Genomic DNA, 19,148 nt, shown 5'->3' on the forward strand with positions numbered 1-19,148 from the left:
GTTCCCGTGGGCTCGCGGTTATGACCGTCATGCCGTTCACCGAGGCGCGTAACCGCCTGTCGGAGCTCATCGACGAGGTGGAGCGAACTCATGATCGGGTGGAGATCACCCGCCATGGGCATGCCGTGGCAGTCCTGATCTCTCCCGATGATCTGGCGGCGCTGGAGGAGACGCTGGACGTGCTGGCGAGCCGGGAGGCGATGCGGCAGCTTGCGGAGTCCCGAGACGCGGTCGAGGCCGGTGACGTTCTCGATGCCGAGGAACTCGCCGCGCTCATGACAAAACGGGCGCGGAGCGCCGACCGGCCCGACGTGAGGTGACCGAAGCCGGTGAGCAGCCGTTCGAACTCCGGATCACCGGTCCCGCGGCTCGCGCTCTCGCCAGCCGACTGCCCGAGAAGATCGCGGCGGCTGTCCGCGAGTTCATCACGACCATGCTTCTGGACAACCCCCACCGGCTCGGTAAACGACTCCTCCTCCCGCCGTACGAGGGCACCTGCTCCGCTCGACGCGGCGGCTACCGCGTGCTGTACAAAATCGATGATGAGGAAAACCGCACCGTGACTGTGACCGCCGTCGAGCACCGGTCTGGCGCGTACCGCTCCCGCTGACCGCGAGACGTGTCCATTCAGGTGGCGCCGGTCAGATGGCGCCGGTAGGTCGTTGGCCTGTGGGTTTGTGATGGGATGACACGTCGGGGCGGGTGCTTGATCGGGTTCGGTGGATCGTAATGGTCGGAGGTTGTGTCCGGTCTGTCGCCTAATAGCACCTTCTCGCGGGTGTCCCCGTTACCGTTGCAGCCGACGCGACCCATGATCACCAGGATACGGCGGGCGGCTCCCTGGTGGTACCGTGCACCCGATTCAGGGAAGGGAGCGCGGCGGCGGCCATCGCGGCTCCGTATCGCTCGGCCCCCGCGCTGAACACCGGGCAGGGGATCATCACGGGTACGGTCACCGGGCAGAAGTGGACGTGGTCGGGTCCGCGGACGACCACGGTGCCGTCCGGTCGGCAGGGCTCACCGGCCTGGCAGGGCAGTCGGTCGCTCCATCGACCGCGCATGGTGACCGCAAGGTCGGCGAAGACGACTTCCGTGCCGTCGTGCGCCGCGGCGATCGCCCGCCACATCCGGTCGAGGTCGGTCATCCCGTCCGCGCGGACGGGCTGGTCGGGCCGGGGTGGCGCCACCACGAGACGGACCTGTACCCCGGCCTCGCGTAACAACCGGACGGCGGCACCGGTGTCGGCGGGGTAGGCCGTCGCGACGTCGCGTCCCCGCATGCACGCCGATATCGTGTTTCCGGAGAAGGCCAGCACGGCGACCGTCGGCCGCCAGGCGCGGATCTGGACATCGACATCGGCGAGCCAGTCGCAGGGCGCGGTCCCACCGAAGGTACGTACCAGAACCTGCGCGCCGCCCTCTGTCGCGAGCCGGCTGAACGTCTCCCGGGCCTCCCAGGCCAGCGAGTCGCCCCAGAGCACGATCCGAGCCGGCGCCGGGCGTGCGGTGTCGATGATCCGGCCGCCCCAGCCGGCCCATACCTTGCCGGCCCCGAGTACCGGCAGTGCCAGCAGGAGCAGCGTTAGCAGGAGAAGCGCCAGCAGGAGAAGGAAGGCGACTGGTGGGAGGACGACGGCGAGCACGCCGCCGCGGTCCTTGCGACCGGGCGGTCGAGGCCTGCCGGGCCACCGGTTCCGGACGGCATCCGGAACCGGTGGATTCACGGTCGGGGTGCTGCGGGCCGACGGTGACATCGGATTCCGGTCTCCCTCACCGCCGGTCCGGTTGGGCTGTCCCGGCTGGCCGGGCTGGTTCGGGCACGGCCAGGGAAGAGGCCGTCGACGGATCGGCCTGTGGCCTGGCGTGTTCGGTCAGGCCGATCCGCTCCTGCAAGCGACGCAGCGGTCCCGGCGCCCACCACGCGATCGGCGCGACGAGCCGGAGTACCGAGGGCACCAGCAGGCCGCGCACCACGTAGGCGTCGAGCAGCACCGCCAGCGCGAGGCCCAGCCCGAGCAGCTTCAGGGCGGCGACCGACGAGGTCGTGAAGCCCGCGAAGACGACGGCGAGCAGCAGGGCCGCGAAGGTCACGATCCGTCCGGTGTGGCCGAGCGCCGTCGCCGCCGAGCCGATCGGGTCGCCGGTCCGGTCGTACTCCTCTCTGACCCTGGAGAGCAGGAACACGCCGTAGTCCATGGACACGCCGAAGGCCACGCAGAACACGAGCACCGGGATGCCGGCGGGCAGGCTGCCGGTCGCGGTGACGTCCAACAGGCCGGCGAGATGACCGTCCTGGAAGATCCACACGAGTGGCCCGAAGACCGCCGCCATCGTGAGCATGTTCAGCGCCAGCGCGGACAGCGATACGACGATGGAACCGAGCATGAGGAACAACGCGACGAAGGTGACCAGCGCGATTACCGCGCCGGCCAGCGGGGCTCGGGAGGCGATCGCGTCGATCGTGTCGACCCGCTCGGCCGCCTGGCCGCCGACGAGGGCCGGGAACGGCGCCGGGACCGCACGCAGGCCGCGTACCAGCCGGGTGCCTTCGGCGGAGATCGGTTCGACGGCCGGAACCACCGATAGATAGACGGCATCCGCGACGGCCTGGCGTGGGCGCGCCGCGGGCGTCGCCCCACCCAGCCGCCGGCCGTCCAGGTAGCTGCCGTCCGGGGCGTCCACCCGGGCCACTCCGTCAACGCGCGAGAGTGCGGCCGCGTACCCGGCGACCGCCGCCCCGCCGGGCGGCCCGGGGACATCCACGCCGACGACCCGCAATGGGCTGCTCTCCCGCCCGTCGAAGCCCGCCCGCAGGATCTCGGCCGCCGATCGGGCCGCGCTCGACGGAGGCAGGTTCCGATCGTCGTTGACGCCCAGGGAGAGATGGCCGATCGGAACGGCCACGAGCACGAACAGCGCGACCGTCGGCACGAGGACCAGGACCGGCCGGCGCATGACGGCGATCGCGGTCCGGTACCAGAAGGCCGGTTCGGCCGGTTCGGCCGGTGCCGCCGGTGCCGCCGGTGCGGCCGCGGCGCCGTCCGGCCGTTCCCCGTCCCCGCGCCGCTCCCGCCACCAGCGCCGCGACGGGCGGGCGATCACCCGATCGCCGAGGGCCGCGAGCAGGACGGGCACCACGAGGACGGCCGACAATCCGGCGAGCGCGGTGGCCGCCATGCCGGCGTACGCCATCGACCGGAGGAACGGCAGCGGGAAGAGAGCGAGCCCGATGAGGGCGATGGCGACGGTGGCGGCCGAGAAGACGACCGTCCGGCCCGCCGCCCGGATCGTACGGGCAAGCGCCGCATCCCGCCTGCCGCGGTCTGCTAGCTCCGTCTGCTCCGTCTGCTCCGTCTGCGCTGTCCGTTCCGTCGGCGGCACGGTCGGCTCGCCGGCCAGTTCCTCGCGGTACCGGGCGATCAGCAGCAATGAGTAGTCGATCGAGAGCCCGAGACCGAGACCCACCGTGATGTTGGTGGTGAAGGGCGACATCGAGGTGACGGCGGCGAGCAGTCCGACGACGTTGATCGCCGCGAACACCGCGACCCCGCCGGCGACGACGGGAACGAACGCGAGCCGGATGCGCCGCAGGTAGACGACCAGCAGCAGCAGGAGCACGGGGAAGGCGACCAGTTCCGCGCGGGCGAGATCCGACGTGCTGCGCTTGCTCGTCTCAGCGCCGACCACGTCCGAACCGGTCACCCCGACCGTCACCGGTCCGTCGGCGCGGGCGGAGCCGGCGGGGGCTGCGGGGACGCGCAACGTGTCGGCGAGCTGGTGGGCGAGGTCCTCGCGGTCGGCGTCGTCGCCGGCGAGGCTCGCGAGCATCAAGCCGTAGCGCCCGTCGGTGGACCGCAGCGAGGTGGCACCGGTGTCCCAGTAGGAGACGACCGAGACGACCCCGGGCGTGCCGGCCAGCCGCGCGCGCAACGCCCCGGCCGCGTCGGTGACGGCGGTGTCGTCCACCCTGCCGTCGACGGCCCCGACGACCAGGACGACGCCGGTGGGCGCGACACCGAAACGCTCGGCGAGCACCGCCGCGGCGCGTCTCGATTCGGCGTTCGGCGGGGTGTCGCCGCTCCCGGCCAGGGTACCGCCGACGGCTATCCGCAGCGCCGTCAGGCACACCAGGACGATCAGGACGGCGAGAGCCACCACCCGGCGCCGGGCGACCAGCCGGGCGGCCGGCCCACCCCCGGCCTGGGGCGGAGCCGGGACTTGTCGGTGTCCGCGGTGTCCGCGGTGTCCGCGGCGCCCGGTGTCCGGGTCGCGAGGATGCGGGGGTCCGGGGATCCGGACCGACGGGGTCGAAGTCAAGGTCACCTCACCTTAGCGGGGGCCGGACGCGCAACGGGCCCACCTACGGGTCCGGCACCCCGCCGTGCCCGGCGAGCCACCGTGTCCGCGAGCCGCGCATCGTCCGGCCTGGTCGATCCGAGTACGCCAGCTCCCGCCGTCCATGCCATCGGGCCGCCGGGCACGACCGGTGGGCACCTCGACCGATTCCCACCCCGTTCGCCGGTCTGATGCGGACCTGGACCGTGGTACAAGGCGGGAGCGCGGTGCCGCGTCGTACCGTCGGAGGGCGATGCGTGACGGTGTGGCCGGCCCGGATGCCGGCGTCGGGCCCGGCACGGCGATCCCTCCCGGGCACGGTCCCGGGACGGATCGCCGTGCCGGCTGGCCTGCTGCACTCGGAGGTGTCCCGCGTCGGTTCCCACCGCGAGCCCGGAAGGCGCCGTCACCCGCGCCGCCGTCACCCGCGCCGCCAACATCGCCGACGGGAACACCGGCACCGCCCTCGCGCCCGTCCGGCAGCGGTGGGGCCCCCGCGGCCCGGATGGCCCGATCGGCGAATGTGGTCGTCCACGCCATGACCGCCGTCGCCGCGACGCTCTTGATGATCATGGTGGGTGCCGATCCGGTGCGGCTCGCACTGGTGGCTCTCGTGCTTGTCCCCGCCGCGGTGGAGATCACGATTGCCCGGGTGCCGACCCTGCTCGGCGTCGGCTGGAATCTGACGCTGATCGGCCTGCTGGAGGCCGCCCACGCGCCGAAGATGGTGCTGCTGCTCGCCGTCACCACGGCGACCTGGGTCGCGTTACGGTCCGCGTCGGTGCCGCTCAACGCCGTGGTGTTCGCCGTGGGCGTCGGCATGACGGTGGCGCAGTATTGGATGGGGAGTCCAGACGCCGAGGGTGACCACTTCACAGACGGATTCCTGGTCTGGGTCGCGGCCCTGCTGTACGGCACGGGCACCGGTTTCATCCTGCGGCGGACCCGGGAGCTGGCCGAGGAGTTGACCGAGGCGCAGAGCAGGCTGGTTGCTGCTGCGGCGGCGGACGAGCGGCGGCGGATCGCGCAGGACGTCCACGACCTGGTGGCGCACTCGCTGGCGGTGGCGCTGCTGAACATCACCGGCGCGCGCCGGACGATGCGGCGCGCGCCGGACGATGCGGCGCGCGCCGGCCCTCGCCGACGAGGCCCTGGCCCGAGCGGAGGAGGTCAGCCGGGAGAGCCTCGCGGGGATCCGGCGGGTCGTCGGGCTGCTGCGGGAGGACGCGGGGCCGATGCGGTCCGGGCCCGGGCCCGGACCGCTGCCGACGGCGCAGGACATCGGAGATCTCGTGGCGGGTTACCGACGCAGCGGCCTTCCCGTGCGGCTCGAGGTGGAGGGCGACGTCGGGACGCTCGACCAGGCGGCAGGCTCGGTGTTGTTCCGGACGGTGCGGGAGGCGCTCGCGAACGTGCTGCACCATGCCGACGCCGCGCCGACGTGGGTGCGGCTCGACATCGGTCCGCGCGTTGTCGGGGTGACCGTCCGAAACGATCTTCCGGCGGGTGGGGTGCGGCAGCGTCATCTGGGCGCATCAGGCGTCTTGGGCGCCTCGGGTGGCACGGGTGCTTCGGGTGGCCTAGGTGGCACGCTGGAGGGTTCGTCCGAATCTCACGCCGACGCCCGTGCGGATGCCCGTCCAGGGGGCCGGGGGATGGGCCTGACCGGGATCGCCGAACGGATCCACGCGCTCGGTGGGACCTTCGACGCGGGCCCTCGGGACGGCGCCTGGGTGGTGGCCGCCGGCATCCCGGTGGGAGGCGCCGTGCCAGAGCCCCTGTGGCCGGAGTCCTTGCGGCCGGAGCCGCCGTACCCGGCACCCAGGCGGCCGGCGGTACGGGATGGCTGAACTCCCGGGCCCGCTGCCGCCGATCCGGGTTCTGCTCGTCGACGACCAGGAGTTGATCAGGGCGGGACTGGCGCTCGTGCTCGGTGCGGAGAACGGCGACGGGCCGGGTGGGGTGGCCGCGATCGAGATCGTCGGGGAACGGTCGGATGGCGACGAGGTGGTGGCCGCCGTGCGGTCGCTGCGCCCGGATGTCGTTCTCCTCGACATCCGGATGACCCGGATGGATGGCGTCGACGCGATGCGCGCGCTTGCCAGGCTCGGCCCGCATCCGCCCGTCCTCGTGCTCACCACCTTCAGCGACGACGACACGCTCTGGGGGGTCATGGCCGCCGGTGCGGCCGGATTCATCCTGAAGGACCGGCCCGCGGATGACATTGTCCGGGCGATCCGACTGGTCGCCGCGGGCGGCTCGTGGATCGACCCGTCGGCCAGCGAGCGGCTGCTCGGCGCGTTACGTGCCGCACCCACCGCCGACCCGTCGTTGCGCCGCCGGATGGAGCGGCTGTCCGACCGCGAGCGCCAGGTGCTGCGGGCGATGGCCCGTGGCGCCACCAACCGGGAGATCGCGCTGGCGCTGCGGGTCAGCGAGCGCACCGTGAAGGCGCATGTGGGCAGCATCTTCCTCAAGTTGGAGGTACGGGACCGGGCCGGCGCGATCGTCGCCGCCTTCGACGCCGGCCTCGCCACCCCGGGCGGTTTCGTCGTCGATCATCTCGAATGATCTTTACCATCAACCTTAGGTTGACGAATGATCGAACCCGTTGGCATGACCTCTCCGGTGCGCCTCGACGACCTGATCGAAACGATCAAGAAGGTGCACACCGACGCCCTCGAACAGCTCTCCAGCGCGGTCCTCGCCGCCGATCATCTCGGGGACGTGGCCGACCATCTGATCGGCCATTTCGTCGACCAGGCCCGTCGCTCCGGCGCTTCCTGGACGGACATCGGCAGGAGCATGGGTGCCAGTAAGCAGGCGGCACAGAAGCGTTTCGTGCCGAAGACCCCCGGCGAACCATCGGCCCTCGATCCCGGTCAGGGATTCAGCCGGTACACCGAGCGGGCCAGAAACGTCGTGATGGCGGCGCAGAACGAGGCCCGAGCAGCGAACAACGCCGAGATCGGGCCCGAGCATCTGGTACTCGGGCTGCTGATCGAGCCGGACGCGCTGGCTGCCCAGGCGATCGTCGCGCAGGGTGTGTCACTGGAAGCCGTCCGGGTAGCCGCCACCGCGGCGCTGCCGCCGCCGGCCGAGCAGGTGCCGAACCTCGTCCCGTTCGACACCAAGGCGAAGAAGGCGTTGGAGCTGACGTTCCGGGAGGCCCTGCGGCTGGGACACAACCACGTCGAGACCGAGCACATCCTGCTCGCCCTGCTGGAACTCGAGGACGGCACCGGCGTGCTCCACGGTCTCGGCCTCGACAAGGCTACCGCCGAGACCCACCTCACCGCCGCCCTGGCGGCGATTCTCGCCGCCCGCGAGCAGGGGTAGCGCCCGCGTCAGGCCCGCTGCCCCATGCCGGTGCGGACCTCCTCCCATCGACCCCGCGCGGTGCTTGGCATGAGCGGGGGTGTGGGCAGGCCCGCGCCCTCGCGCAGGCCGGTGAGGAAGCTGCCGATCGCGGCGCGGGCGTCGTGGCGGGGCGACCAGCCGAGCTCTGCCCGGGCCCGGGCAGTGTCCATGATCGGTAGATGTAGGACGGCGTCGAAGAGTTGCGGGGAGGCGGGCACCAGATGCAGGTGCCAGGCGGTAGCCAGAGCGCCCCGGGCCAGGCCGGCCGGCATCCGGATGATCCTCGCATTGAGGATGTCGGCGAGCAGGGGTACGTCGACCACCGGGTCGGCCGCGATGTTGAAGGCGCCGCGGGCCCCGGTCAGGGCCGCCAACCGGTAGGCGTCCGCGACGTCGGAGGAGTGCACCACCTGGAAGCGCAGCCCCGGCAGATCTGGCAGCACGGGCACCGTCGCCGGGTGCGTGGGCGCCGCTGCCGGCCGTACCACCCGGCCGGGCAGCAACGGCCCAGCGAGCAGGCGCCGTTGCTGGCTGGCCGCCTCCCGCTTGAAGATGAACCCGGGCCGCAGCCGCACCACCCGGATGCCCGGACGGTCACGTTCGAAGGTGTCGAGGACCCGCTCCAGATACGCCTTCTCCCGGGTGTAGGCGGCCTCGGGCCAGCCGTGGGTCGGCCATCCTTCGTCGACGGCGCCTTCCCGGGCGGCGGGCGAGTAGGCGCCGACCGATGAGGCATGCACCAGCGCGGGCACGCCGGCTCGGGCTACGGCCTCGAACACGCGGATGGATCCCAGGACATTGGTCCGCCATGTGGTCAAGGGGTTGTGGGTGGGCTGGAACAACCAGGCCAGGCGGATCACGACGTCGGCGCCCTGGAACAGCGGGGCGAGGTCATCCGTGACGACATCGGCCTGTGCCCACTGGGTCTTCGGCGCCGTCCATGTCGGGTTGCGGCGGGATACCCCGACCAGGGAGCCGACCTCGGTCGACCGGCCGAGAGCCGCCAGCACGCTCGTGCCGACATTCCCCGTGGCTCTCACCACGACGATCTTCAGGTTGCTCGGGGTTGGCGTCACCTGATCCACCTCATCCACCTCCTGCGGTCGACCGGGAATCTCCCGTCGGGGGAAGCGGTCTCCTTTCGGAGGAATGGATACCCGCCGACGGGCGTCCAGATGCAGCCCTCAGCTCTCGATGAGCTGCGGTGCGCCGTCCGTCACTCCAAGGCGGCCGCGAGGGAGGCGGTCAGTCTTGCCGCGAGGTCGTCCATCACCGTGGGGGAGACCCATTCGGCGGCCTCCGCCGCGGTGAGCTCGGCCATCGTGGTGACGTGACGCCGGGCGACGACAACCAGCCAACCCGGCAGGGCGGTCCTGATCGTGTGCGTGACCCGCCAGCCGGGATCGACCAGGATGCGCTCCCGGGGCGGCAGCCCGTCCAATGATGCGTTGCCGACGCAGGAGAAGCAGCCCTCGACGGCGCTCGTTGTGTCCATTTTGATCATCTAGGGCGTCAATCAGTATCAGTCGGTATCAATTCAGTGTCGATAGGTATCGATCGGCATCGATCAGGTGAACAGGCCGCTGCCCCAGTAGTCCTTCGTGCCGGCCCGGAAGCCTGGCGGGATCGCGAAGATCGCGCTTCCGTTGTGCCGGATGTACTCGTTCAGCGCATCCTGGCCGGACAGCCTCGAGCTGAGCCCAGGACCGCACCGGGACGACATCGGGCTCGACCTGTGATGTTGTGGTGCATGACCTGTGGTGCATGGTCCATGGCGGGGCCACCGCCCCCGGCGAGCCCGCTCACCTCGGCCCGTTCTCCCGGTCCGTTCCGCGTTGACCGGTCACCTCCGTCACCGACAGCTATCGACACAATTCTTTCTGTTGTATCGCTGTCCGGTCCGCGTTGCGGATACGGATCGGCGAGGTAACCGCACCCGCTCTCCTCACCGGTTCGTCTTCATTATTTTTTGCCTTAGGAGTCGAAATGAAATAACTTGCGCGTTTCGAACCTTCCACAGGCCTGTGACCTGCGATGATGCTCTCGATCACGTATTTGTTACTTCATTACGTCCCCTTAGTTCCGCGAAACGCTGGCGGGTCGCGCCCCTTCGTGGTCGCCTATCGTTAGTGGCCCACCGCGTCGCCCACCAGTCGGCGGCAGGAACATCAATTCCGTTCGTCAGTACTATGTGAAGTGTGTGATAATATGAAGAAGGATCTTGACTTTTCCCTAGTCGACCGGGCTCTGCCGGACCCGGCCGGCGTGCCCGGTGACGGCCTGATGCTGCGGTCGGTGATGTCCTCGAAGCCGCCGGCCACCCCACGGCAGCGTCCTGACCATGGCACTGAGGCGAGCTTGAACCGACCTCCGATGGCGCGACCCTACGCTGCGGCGGGTGTCCTGTTCTTCGATGAAGAAGACCGCATACTGCTCGTTGAACCGTCGTACAAGCCAGGCTGGGACATTCCGGGAGGCTTTGTCGAACCGGGGGAATCGCCCTACTCGGCGTGTGTACGGGAGGTCGCCGAGGAGCTCGGTATCGCCCCACCGATCGGTGGTCTGCTCGCGATCGACTGGGCGCCCTGTCTTAACGACGGATGGCTCGACAGCGAGATGCTGGCCTTCGTCTTCGACGGCGGTGCGCTGCCCGCCTCATGGCGGGAGCGCATCCGGCTGGACATGGACGAGATCATCAACTGCGCGTTCGTCCCTGTGGACGAGGTGGGCGGGTTGCTGCCGCCCCCGCACGCGCGACGGGTCCGTGCCGCCGCGGCCCTGCGGGGGGGGCACCGCAGCGCGGCGGATACCTGGAGTTCGGTAATCAGATTCCCGAGCCCGTCGGTGGTCCGGTGAGCGTCGCGTCGCTCGGTGGGCCGGATGCTCGGGGCGCGGGCGCGGCTCAGGCGCTCGCGGGGCCATCCGCACGTGGCGCGGTGATGATGTCCAGCTCGGCGAACGAGGCGATGGAGGCATGACCGTCGGCGTCTCGGCGAGGATCCGGCGCACCGCCGGCTCGGCGTGACGGTCGCGCACCCACGCCCCCAACCGGGCCCGGGCATAGGGGAACAACGTGCCCAGTACCGCCGCGGTCGCGCTCGTGGTTCCTTCGATGTCGATGGGCGCGACCTCCGCCACCCGCTTGATCCCCGCCACTCCCTCGGTCTCTGCCACCCGTTCGACGGCACTCACGATGCCGTGACGAACTGTGCTCTCCGGCGCAGAAGGCCGTCGAAGTCGGGGATACGCGTGGCCAGGTCACTGCCGGTGAAGTCCCCGATCCGAAGGACGCTCCGCCGAGTGCAGTTTCGTGTTAAGGCCCGCGATTCCACCTTTGCTTATTGTCGGATTATTTCCTGTTTCTTACTTGTTTATTTCCGGTGCCGTCCGCGGCGTGTTCGAGATACATCGGTTACTGTTCCGGCCATGACGGATGCCGCGACGCGCGGCGGGACCCTGCGGACGCCTCCCGCACCTGCGTGGAGTGCGGGCCTACCGCGCACGCGGACGTGAACGCGGTGGTCAACATCCTCTGGGTCGGGCTGGCTTCTGATCACTCGCTATGACCTTGACGATCTTGTCAGTGCCGTGACGGTGGCGCATCACGGCCTGCTCCGGATCCGTTCGACGACGAACGTGTCCTCGGCCGGCTCACCGTCTTGGCCGATCCCGGCCGGCCAGGCGCCGCGGGGCGCCCGCCGGCCAGGCGGGCGCCCCGCGGGCTGTCACTGTTCGGGCGGTCCCGCACTGTTCGGGCGGTCCCGTGAAGATCAGCGCATGGGTTCGCCGGTACGTGAGCTCCGCTCCTCGCGGGCCGCCTGCCCGGGAAGCGGGCGGGCCGGCACCCCGGCCGCGGGACGGCCCGCGACGGCGTCCTCGGGCAGCGGAGTGTGCCGGATCTCCTCCAGATCCTCGGCGGACTCGACGGAGATCCGCGGCAGGACCCGGTCGAGCCAGGCTGGTACCCACCAGTTCGCCGTGCCGAAGATGTGCATCAGCGATGGCACCAGCACGGTCCGGATGATGAAGGCGTCGATGAGGATCGCCGTCGAGAGCCCGAGGCCCATCAGCTTGATCACCCGTTCGTCGCCGAGGATGAACGAGGCGAAGACCAGGATCATAATCGCGCCGGCCGCGGAGATGACCCGGCCGGTCTCGGCCTGGCCGAACGAGACGGCGATCCGGTTGTCCCGGCGCGCGGTCCACTCCTCGTGCATCCGGCTGACCAGGAACACCTCGTAGTCCATGGACAGGCCGAACAGGATCGCGAAGAGGATCACCGGGATGAACGCCTCGACCGGGCCGCCGCTGATGCTGAACAGTGACGCGCCCCAGCCCCACTGGAACACCGCGACGACCACGCCGAAGGCCGCCCCGACCGCGAGCAGGTTCATCAGCGAGGCGGTCAACGGGACCAGCAGGCTGCGGAACACCGCCACCAGCAGCAGGAAGGCGAGGAGAACCACGATCCCGATGAACAGCGGCAGCTTGCCCGACAGCGTGCTGGAGAAGTCCTCGAAGATGGCTGTGATGCCGCCGACGTAGATGCCGGTGCCGGCCTGGTTCGCCTGCGGGATCACGTGGTCGCGCAGCTGGTTGAGCAGCTTCGAGGTCGCCTCGGCCTGCGGGCTCGTCGTCGGGTACAGGGTGGCGATCGCCGCCTGCCCGTTGGGGCTCGGCCGCGGAGCCGAGACGGAGGCGACGCCCGGTGTCGCGCGAGCCGCTGCCACCACGGCGTCGAGGCTTGCCGTGTCCCGCGGCGAATGGATCTCGGCGACGATGCTGAACGGGCCGTTGAACCCCGGTCCGAAGCCCTCGGCCAGCAGGTCGTAGCCGCGCTTGGTGGTCTTGGAGGGGTCGCCGTTGCCGAGGTCGGACGAGCCGAGCCGCAGCGAGAAGAACGGGATCGCGATGACGGCGATGACCACCGCGCTGACCACCGCGAACAGCTGGGGCCGTCCCTCCAGCCGCTTCGCCCAGTGCCACCAGAAGCCCGAGGTGCTTTCGTGCACCGGGCCATCCTCGGCCAGCCTGCGCCGGTCGCGCCGGTTGAGCACCTTCATGCCGTAGAAGCCGAGCAGGGCCGGCAGCAGGGTGACTGCCGCGGTCATCGTCATCGCCACGGCCACCGCCGCCGAGATCGCCACGCCGTAGAGGAAGCTCACACCGAGTGTGAACATGCCGAGCAGCGCGATGCAGACGGTCATGCCGGCGAAGAGCACGGCGCGCCCGGAGGTGTTGACCGCGGTGACCGTGGCCTCCTCCGGGCTCTTGCCGGCGCGTAGGCCGATGCGGTGCCGGTTGACGATGAACAGGGCGTAGTCGATGCCGACGCCCAGTCCGATCAGGGTCGCGAGGACCGGGCTGAACTCGGCGATCGTGAGGACGTGGGAGAGCAGGATGATCAGGATGCTGCCGACCCCGAGGGCCATGATGGCGGTGATCAGGGGCAGGGTGACGGCCAGCAACGAGCCGAAGGCGACGAAGAGGATGATCGCCGCGGCGATGATGCCGATCAGCTCGCTGTAGCTCTGCTCCTGCTGCTCGATGACCGCGACGACCTGACCGGTCGCCTCCACCTGCAGGTCGTCCCTGCCGTAGCTTCGAGCGATGTCGGCCAGCTGCTCGATGTTCTCCTTGGGCAGCTCGATGCCCTGCAGGTCGAAGTTGACGGTCGCGAAGGCCGTGTGCCCGTCTTTGCTGATCTGGGCGGCGCCCCGCGGGCCGTAAGGGCTCGTGACCTCGGTGACGTGCGGGATCTTGGCGAGCCTGCCGAGCATCTCGCTGGCCGGATCGGAGATGGCCCGATCGGTGATGCGAGCTTTGTCACTGTGCAGCACGATGGTGGCGCTGTCTCCCGACGCCGCCGGGAAGTCGCGTTGCAGGAGGTCGATGGCCTTCTGCGAATCGGTGCTGGGCAGGGAGAAGGCGTCCTTGTAACTACTTCCGGCCACCTGGCTGATGCCGCCGAGCCCGAGCAGCGCGACGATCCACAGGAACAGGACGAGCCGACGGTGTCGGAAGCACCAGCGGGCGAGCGAGGCCACGGTTTCCCCTCGGGCGTTGGTGATCGGTGGTGTCGCTACCTGCGACGTCGTGCTGACGATTTGCTGCTGAGAAACTTACCGGTCGTTCAGTAGGTAGAGTTGAGAGTAACATCCGTCGCGGACTCGATCGGGGGGTGCAGGGCCGCCATGACCGAGCCGGCATCGCCCGATCCGGCATCGCCCGATCCACGGGGCGATACCAGATCGCGGATCCTTGCCGCCGCCATGAGCCTCTTCAGCGAACAGGGGTATGCCGGCACCTCGGTGCGGGACATCTCCGAGCGCCTGGGAGTGACGAAGGCAGCGCTCTACTACCACTTTCCGTCGAAGGAGACGATCCTCGACGCCCTGCTGGAGCCCTTCGTGTCCGAGCTCGGTCGACTCGTCGATCTCGTTCGGCAGTCCCCGCCGCCGTCCCCCCGGGTCATCATCGAGCGATTCGTCGAGGCCCTGGCGGGCCCCGGTGGCGTGCTGCTCGTCTTCGCCGACGACCCCTCGGTGATCCACCGCAAGATCGGCAAGAGCGACATCCTGTCGCTGCAGCAGGCCCTCGTGCACGGGCTCGCGGGGCCGGCTCCCACCCATCTCGGGTTGCTGCGCGCGTACTGCGCGGTCGGGTCCCTGCGGGGGGGGATCATCGGGATGGCGATCGAACGTGCCCAGGCCGCCGCCCGGCAGTCCACCAGCGCCGACGAGGAGCGCGGCGGCACGGGCGAAGCGGTCACCTGCTCCGAGCGCCTCCGGGTCCTCGTCTCGCAGGTACCGAGGACATTCACCCCCCTGGTCTCCGCCGCGGAGCAGGGGGAGATCGTGGCCGCCGCCCTCGCCGCTCTCGGTGACGATCCCGCCGTCTCCGTCTCCGTCTCCGCCGCTGACTCTGGCGCGGCCTCCGCCGCTGGCTCCGGCGGCTGCGGCGCGGTGGGTGATGAGGGGCATGAAAGTGACAGGTCTCCCTCCGGTGCCGACCTGACCGGGTCACAGGATGCCCCGGTCGCCGACGCGGGTCCGGTCGCGACATCTTGCCCGGCGCACGGGGAACGTCCCGCGTGCCGGGAGGCCGCGGCGTCTCACCCGCCTCCCGCGCCGGACCTGGCCTCCGTCCGGCTCCACTGACGACTGTATGCGCCGGATCGTGAGCGATCCGGCGCATCACCCCTTCGTATCCACCCACCTTCGCGGTTCATGTGCCTCATCTCACTCTTCAGACGTTCGTAGATGGTGGTCCGTCTATTTGGTCGTGGCAAATGCCGCTTTCGCTCTTGTTTGTCTGGGGCGGTAGGGTGGTCGCGTGTGGAGGATGGATCAGTGTTTGGATGATGAGCCTTCCGCCTGTCCGGCGCACGCCGCGGACGGGTCGACACATCTGCCGCCGGGGGTAGGTCTTGGCGGCTTTGCCTCCGCCACGGCCGGTGATCTTGTGGTAACCGGATCGGACTGGCGGGAAGGTGTTGGCGTCGGAGCCGGCCGACCATGACCCTGATGCCGCGTACCGGCCTCGAGTCGGCAAGGTGTCGTCGCCGCGTCCTTCCTCCGGAGGCAATGCGGTTGTAAATAGTCCGCAATACCCAGTCGTCGATGTGGAGCCAGTTCGAAGTCTCCGGAAGAAGGTCTCCGAGAGCAGATTCCGAATCGATCGGACCGCTGTCATATCGGGCGACGCCGGGCGGTCGGGATGGGGGAGTGTGATAGGGAGTCCAGAGTCGCGCTCGGCCCTCGCTGTCCGATGTCGCCCATCTGACCATGGACGATCCGGCGACGGGACGGTGGAATGGTGGCAGTCGTGAGCCCGGTGGCGCGGAGTTACCAACGCACCGCGGATCCGGAGCCCGGCGTTGATGAGATGAGCAGTGGCTGTTCGGATCGGTGCCGCCCGCCAGGGTGGCCGACGCAACGATCCGGCCGGCGAGTTCGTGCCAGCGGACCACACCGAATCACCTTCGGTCGGACCACCTCGCAACGCGGGGCGACGAGTAGGGAAAGTTGTAGGTGACGTGCAACCAGTGCCCGCGGGGGAGAACGGCGTGAGGGGAATGACCGGAAGCGGTGTGTCGTGAGCACCCGGTCTCGCCCCGCTTTCGGTAACGGAGTGTCTACATCTCTTACTGGGCTGGTCATGCGGGCCGGCTCGGGCGTCTCGACCTGGCCGCCCCGGACCGCCGTCATCACGGGAGCATCCAGCGGTATCGGCCGGGAGGCCGCGCTGCTGCTGGCCGCGGACCGATGCCGGTCGCTGCTGGTCGGTCGCAACGGGGCCACGCTCGACGAGGTGGCCGCGGCGACCGAGGGGCACCGGATTGCGGTCGACCTGTCGAGTCCCGGCTCGGAACTGATGGTCTCCTCCCGGGCGACCGAGCTTCTCGGCGAGGTCGACCTGCTGGTGTGCTCGGCCGGCCTCGGGGCTGCGGGCCCGTTCGAGGTGATGTCCCCGGCCGCGATCGCGGAGCTGGTCACGGTCAACGTGCTGTCGCCGATGATGCTGGTCCGGGCCATGTTGCCGGCCATGCTCGACCGCGGCCAGGGGCGCATCCTGCTGGTGGGCAGCATCGCCGGCGCGCTGGGCGTGCGCGGTGAGGTCGCCTATTCCGCAACCAAGGCCGCTCTGCTCGGTTTCGCCGACGCGTTGCGGTCCGAGGTCGCCGGTCGCGGTGTGACGGTGACCCTGTGTCTACCCGGCGTCGTCGACACACCATTTTTCCACCGCCGTGGCGCGCCCTACGTCCGTCGCTGGCCCCGGCCTATACCGGCCGGGCTTGTCGCGCAGCGCATGCTGACGGCCACCGGACGCGGCGACGCCGAGGTCTGGGTGCCACGCTGGTTACTCGGCGCGGTGCGGGTCCACGGTGCGATCCCGTCGGTGTACCGCAGGCTGGCGGGTGTCTTCGGATGATCCGCGGCGTGGTCTACCCGGCCGCTCCCGGCTTTCCGGCCGGCCCTGGGGGTGAGCGACACCGACGATGAGAGTGCCGACGGGCGGCGGCCGGCCGCAGGCCGCCCGGGTGGTGCCGCCGGAGCATCATCCCGCCCACGGACCTGTGAGGACCAACCGAAGGGGGCCGGCCAGGCGGAGCTCATCCCGATACCGGCCCAGGGCCGGCCCATCTCCCGTACCGGCCCGCGCTGATCGTGCCCATGACCACCCGGTGCGATCCGCATCCTGATCGCCTTGGCGAAACCCAGGCAGCCACCCCCACCACGGAGCCTTCCGAAGAGCCTTCCGAACCCGGCTCTCCGGGTACGTCCGCGCCGGTCGTGGCCCCCGGGGATGCGGGATCCGGCCCGACCGCGTCCGTAGTGCAGACCGCCATCGAAGGAGAGGCGTATGACAGCCATCGACGCCCGAACCAGCCCATCACGCACGCCTGCCCAGCCGGCCGCGACGGGCCTGGCAACTCCCGCCGAGCAGCTGCTGCGCGCCGCCCCGGCGGAGAACTTCCCGGTCTCGCCGTTCGTTCTGCCCGCGGCGGTTCGTTCCCACTTCAACGCGTTGTACGTCTTCAGCCGGCTCGTCGACAACCTCGGCGACGAGGCGGTCGGCGACCGGCTCGCCCTGCTCGACCGGTTGTCGGCGGACCTCGAGGTGATCTGGACAGGCGGGCAGCCGGAGCTGCCGGTCCTGCGCCTGCTCGCGCGGACCGTGCGGGACTGTGACCTGCCCGCCGAACCGTTCCAGCGCCTCGTCGAGGCCAACCGGCAGGACCAGCGGGTCACCCGTTACGAGACCTTCGACGACCTGGTCCGCTACTGCACGCTCTCGGCCGACCCGATCGGGCGGATGGTGCTGCGCGTCTTCGGGCTGGCGACCCCCGACCGGGTCGTGCTGTCGGACCGGGTGTGCACCGCCTTGCAGCTCGCCGAGCACTGGCAGGACGTGGCCGAGGACCTCGCCGCCGGCCGGATCTACCTGCCGCTGGAGGATCTGGACACCTTCGGGGTGACCGAGGCCGATCTGCGGGCCTCCGTCGCGAGTCCGGCCGTGCGCCATCTGATGGCCTTCGAGGTCGCTCGGGCCCGTACGGTGATCGACCAGGGCGCTCCCCTGGTGTCGATGGTGCCCGGGCGGCTGCGGCTGGCCCTGGCCGGTTTCGTGGGCGGGGGCCGGGCGGCGTTGGACGCGATCCGGCGCGCCGACTACGACGTGCTCGGTGGGCCGCCGAAGGCGACGAAGCCACGGGTCGCCGAGTTCGCGCTGGCGGCGCTGGCCCGGTCGCTGGCTCCCGGAGCGTCGGCGGTGGCGCACACGGCGGCCGCCGTCGCCACCGCGACCAGCGCGACCAGCGCGGCCGGGGCCTGGCCGGGTTCCGCTTCGGGTTCCGGTTCCGGTTCGGGTTCCACGGCCCACGGCGGCACCGCTGCGACGAGTACCCAGGCCGGCGTCCCCGCCGCACAGTCCGTTCTTCCGGAGATGGGTGAGGTTCGATGAGTACCGCGGCGCAGTTCCCCGCGGGCCGGCCGACCGTGGCGGAGGCGTATGCCGCCTGCGAGGCTGTGACCAAGGAGGCGGCACGCAACTTCTCCTATGGCATCCGCCTGCTGCCGGCCGAGAAGCGGGGGGCGCTGAGCGCCGTCTACGCGCTCGCCCGCCGCCTCGACGACATCGGCGATGGTGATCTCCCCGAGGAGGCGAAGTTTGCCGGGCTGGCGCAGGTCCACGCGGAGGTCGAGGAGCTGGGGATGAACAGCTCCGATGATCCGGTCTTCGTCGCCCTCGCCGACGCCGCCCGCCGGTTCCCGATCCCGCTGGAGGCGTTCATCGAACTCGCCGACGGGGTCGAGAGCGACGTGCGCGGCACCACCTACGACACGTTCGACGATCTCGTCGGCTACTGCCGCCTGGTTGCCGGGACGATCGGGCGGCTCTCGCTCGGCATCTTCGGTAGCGAGCGGGCCACCTCCCACCGCGACGCCTCGGGGGTCGCGGACGCCCTCGGGGTCGCACTCCAGCAGACGAACATCCTCCGGGACGTGCGCGAGGACCTGCTCGGCGGCCGGATCTACTTGCCGCGCCAGGAGCTGAAGGCCGCCGGCGTCGAACTCGAGGTGGACGCGACCGGTCGTCTCGGCGGGCCCCCCGACGCGCTCATCGCGTACCTGCGGACGTCGGCGCAGCGAGCGGAGGAGTGGTATGGGCGTGGGCTCGTCCTGCTCGACCTGCTCGACCGGCGCAGCGCGGCCTGCTGTGGGGCGATGGCCGGCATCTACCTGCGGCTCAACCGGCGGATCAAGACCGATCCGTCCGCGGTGCTCGATCGTCGGCTGGCGCTGCCCGGCTGGGAGAAGGCGGTCGTCGCCGCCCGCAGCCTCGCGGGGCGGCCCGAGATGAGGGCGGCATGACCACGGGTGCCGGCGCGGACGCCGCGCCGGCACGGGGGCCGCGGCCCGCCGGGCGGACGGACGGACGTCCGCATC

Annotated in this window: 17 protein-coding genes and 1 pseudogene; 13 read left to right on the forward strand and 5 right to left on the reverse strand. The window is 70.5% G+C overall.

The genetic code is table 11. The features are described 5' to 3' along the window. Together AC08OU_RS11505 and AC08OU_RS11510 are read left to right on the forward strand one after the other, a co-directional pair. Nucleotides 1-320, forward strand: a 320-nt coding sequence (locus AC08OU_RS11505) for a type II toxin-antitoxin system Phd/YefM family antitoxin (RefSeq protein WP_476604884.1), incomplete at its 5' end; no start/stop codon positions are given. Beyond that, on the forward strand, nt 317-610 hold the full coding sequence (locus AC08OU_RS11510) for a type II toxin-antitoxin system RelE family toxin (RefSeq protein ID WP_476598721.1): 294 nt from the start codon (nt 317-319) through the stop codon (nt 608-610). The genes AC08OU_RS11505 and AC08OU_RS11510, both read left to right, overlap by 4 nt. Before the next feature lie 205 nt (nt 611-815). Here AC08OU_RS11510 and AC08OU_RS11515 read toward each other — a convergent pair whose 3' ends face one another. Next, the gene (locus AC08OU_RS11515; RefSeq protein WP_462188871.1) at nt 816-1,643 is read right to left on the reverse strand and encodes an SGNH/GDSL hydrolase family protein; all 828 of its coding nucleotides are present in this window, start codon (nt 1,641-1,643) and stop codon (nt 816-818) included. 127 nt (nt 1,644-1,770) lie between these two features. Beyond that, nucleotides 1,771-4,323 carry an MMPL family transporter gene (locus AC08OU_RS11520; RefSeq protein WP_476598723.1) on the reverse strand — a complete coding sequence of 851 codons (2,553 nt, stop codon included), beginning with the start codon at nt 4,321-4,323 and terminating at the stop codon, nt 1,771-1,773. A gap of 853 nt (nt 4,324-5,176) precedes the next feature. On the opposite strand from AC08OU_RS11520, the pseudogene AC08OU_RS11525 reads away from it, so the two are divergent. The 4 genes and pseudogenes from AC08OU_RS11525 to AC08OU_RS11540 all read left to right on the forward strand — a co-directional run. Next, nucleotides 5,177-5,407 (forward strand): annotated as a pseudogene (locus tag AC08OU_RS11525) (histidine kinase); the annotation flags it as partial. A 46-nt stretch (nt 5,408-5,453) separates the two neighbouring features. Beyond that, nucleotides 5,454-6,185 carry a sensor histidine kinase gene (locus AC08OU_RS11530; RefSeq protein ID WP_476604886.1) on the forward strand — a complete coding sequence of 244 codons (732 nt, stop codon included), beginning with the start codon at nt 5,454-5,456 and terminating at the stop codon, nt 6,183-6,185. After that, on the forward strand, nt 6,178-6,906 hold the full coding sequence (locus tag AC08OU_RS11535) for a response regulator transcription factor (protein ID WP_476598725.1): 729 nt from the start codon (nt 6,178-6,180) through the stop codon (nt 6,904-6,906). The genes AC08OU_RS11530 and AC08OU_RS11535 overlap by 8 nt, the downstream gene beginning before the upstream one ends. Nucleotides 6,907-6,933: 27 nt before the next feature. Beyond that, nucleotides 6,934-7,674, forward strand: a complete 741-nt coding sequence (locus tag AC08OU_RS11540) for a Clp protease N-terminal domain-containing protein (protein ID WP_476604885.1) — start codon at nt 6,934-6,936, stop codon at nt 7,672-7,674. Nucleotides 7,675-7,682: 8 nt separating this feature from the next. Here AC08OU_RS11540 and AC08OU_RS11545 read toward each other — a convergent pair whose 3' ends face one another. Further along, on the reverse strand, nt 7,683-8,771 hold the full coding sequence (locus tag AC08OU_RS11545; RefSeq protein ID WP_476598729.1) for an NAD-dependent epimerase/dehydratase family protein: 1,089 nt from the start codon (nt 8,769-8,771) through the stop codon (nt 7,683-7,685). Nucleotides 8,772-8,911: 140 nt separating this feature from the next. Continuing rightward, the gene (locus AC08OU_RS11550; protein ID WP_476598730.1) at nt 8,912-9,190 is read right to left on the reverse strand and encodes a hypothetical protein; all 279 of its coding nucleotides are present in this window, start codon (nt 9,188-9,190) and stop codon (nt 8,912-8,914) included. A gap of 106 nt (nt 9,191-9,296) precedes the next feature. Between AC08OU_RS11550 and AC08OU_RS11555 the strand changes: the two genes are divergently transcribed. The 3 genes from AC08OU_RS11555 to AC08OU_RS11565 all read left to right on the forward strand — a co-directional run bounded on the left by AC08OU_RS11555 (nt 9,297) and on the right by AC08OU_RS11565 (nt 10,673). Further along, nucleotides 9,297-9,434, forward strand: a complete 138-nt coding sequence (locus AC08OU_RS11555; protein ID WP_462188899.1) for a hypothetical protein — start codon at nt 9,297-9,299, stop codon at nt 9,432-9,434. 634 nt (nt 9,435-10,068) lie between these two features. Continuing rightward, nucleotides 10,069-10,551, forward strand: a complete 483-nt coding sequence (locus AC08OU_RS11560) for an NUDIX domain-containing protein (RefSeq protein WP_476598732.1) — start codon at nt 10,069-10,071, stop codon at nt 10,549-10,551. Then, nucleotides 10,548-10,673 carry a hypothetical protein gene (locus AC08OU_RS11565; protein ID WP_476598733.1) on the forward strand — a complete coding sequence of 42 codons (126 nt, stop codon included), beginning with the start codon at nt 10,548-10,550 and terminating at the stop codon, nt 10,671-10,673. Before AC08OU_RS11560 ends, AC08OU_RS11565 begins: the two co-directional genes overlap by 4 nt. Before the next feature lie 792 nt (nt 10,674-11,465). Here AC08OU_RS11565 and AC08OU_RS11570 read toward each other — a convergent pair. Next, nucleotides 11,466-13,742, reverse strand: a complete 2,277-nt coding sequence (locus AC08OU_RS11570) for an MMPL family transporter (protein WP_476598735.1) — start codon at nt 13,740-13,742, stop codon at nt 11,466-11,468. 147 nt (nt 13,743-13,889) lie between these two features. On the opposite strand from AC08OU_RS11570, the gene AC08OU_RS11575 reads away from it, so the two are divergent. The 4 genes from AC08OU_RS11575 (at nt 13,890) to hpnD (ending at nt 19,073) form a co-directional block, all read left to right on the forward strand. Next, nucleotides 13,890-14,855: a TetR/AcrR family transcriptional regulator gene (locus AC08OU_RS11575; protein WP_476598737.1), complete on the forward strand. Its 966-nt coding sequence runs from the start codon at nt 13,890-13,892 to the stop codon at nt 14,853-14,855. Nucleotides 14,856-15,792: 937 nt separating this feature from the next. Next, nucleotides 15,793-16,629 (forward strand): SDR family NAD(P)-dependent oxidoreductase, encoded by an 837-nt coding sequence (locus tag AC08OU_RS11580; RefSeq protein WP_476598739.1) that lies wholly within the window; start codon nt 15,793-15,795, stop codon nt 16,627-16,629. A 432-nt stretch (nt 16,630-17,061) separates the two neighbouring features. Beyond that, nucleotides 17,062-18,162 carry a squalene synthase HpnC gene (hpnC, locus tag AC08OU_RS11585; protein ID WP_476598740.1) on the forward strand — a complete coding sequence of 367 codons (1,101 nt, stop codon included), beginning with the start codon at nt 17,062-17,064 and terminating at the stop codon, nt 18,160-18,162. Beyond that, a complete protein-coding gene (gene hpnD, locus AC08OU_RS11590) occupies nt 18,159-19,073 on the forward strand; it encodes a presqualene diphosphate synthase HpnD (RefSeq protein WP_476598741.1) in 915 nt (304 codons plus the stop codon). Before hpnC ends, hpnD begins: the two co-directional genes overlap by 4 nt. Nucleotides 19,074-19,148: the final 75 nt, after the last annotated feature.

The sequence above is a fragment of the Frankia sp. CcMO1 genome (genome assembly GCF_977945845.1).

Coding starts and splice junctions, on each gene's coding strand:
- AC08OU_RS11560 (WP_476598732.1), top strand. CDS start 10,069: ATGGCGCGACCCTACGCTGCGGCGGGTGTCCTGTTCTTCGATGAAGAA.
- AC08OU_RS11535 (WP_476598725.1), top strand. CDS start 6,178: ATGGCTGAACTCCCGGGCCCGCTGCCGCCGATCCGGGTTCTGCTCGTC.
- AC08OU_RS11550 (WP_476598730.1), bottom strand. CDS start 9,190: ATGGACACAACGAGCGCCGTCGAGGGCTGCTTCTCCTGCGTCGGCAAC.
- AC08OU_RS11540 (WP_476604885.1), top strand. CDS start 6,934: ATGATCGAACCCGTTGGCATGACCTCTCCGGTGCGCCTCGACGACCTG.
- AC08OU_RS11575 (WP_476598737.1), top strand. CDS start 13,890: ATGACCGAGCCGGCATCGCCCGATCCGGCATCGCCCGATCCACGGGGC.
- hpnC (WP_476598740.1), top strand. CDS start 17,062: ATGACAGCCATCGACGCCCGAACCAGCCCATCACGCACGCCTGCCCAG.
- hpnD (WP_476598741.1), top strand. CDS start 18,159: ATGAGTACCGCGGCGCAGTTCCCCGCGGGCCGGCCGACCGTGGCGGAG.
- AC08OU_RS11530 (WP_476604886.1), top strand. CDS start 5,454: ATGCGGCGCGCGCCGGCCCTCGCCGACGAGGCCCTGGCCCGAGCGGAG.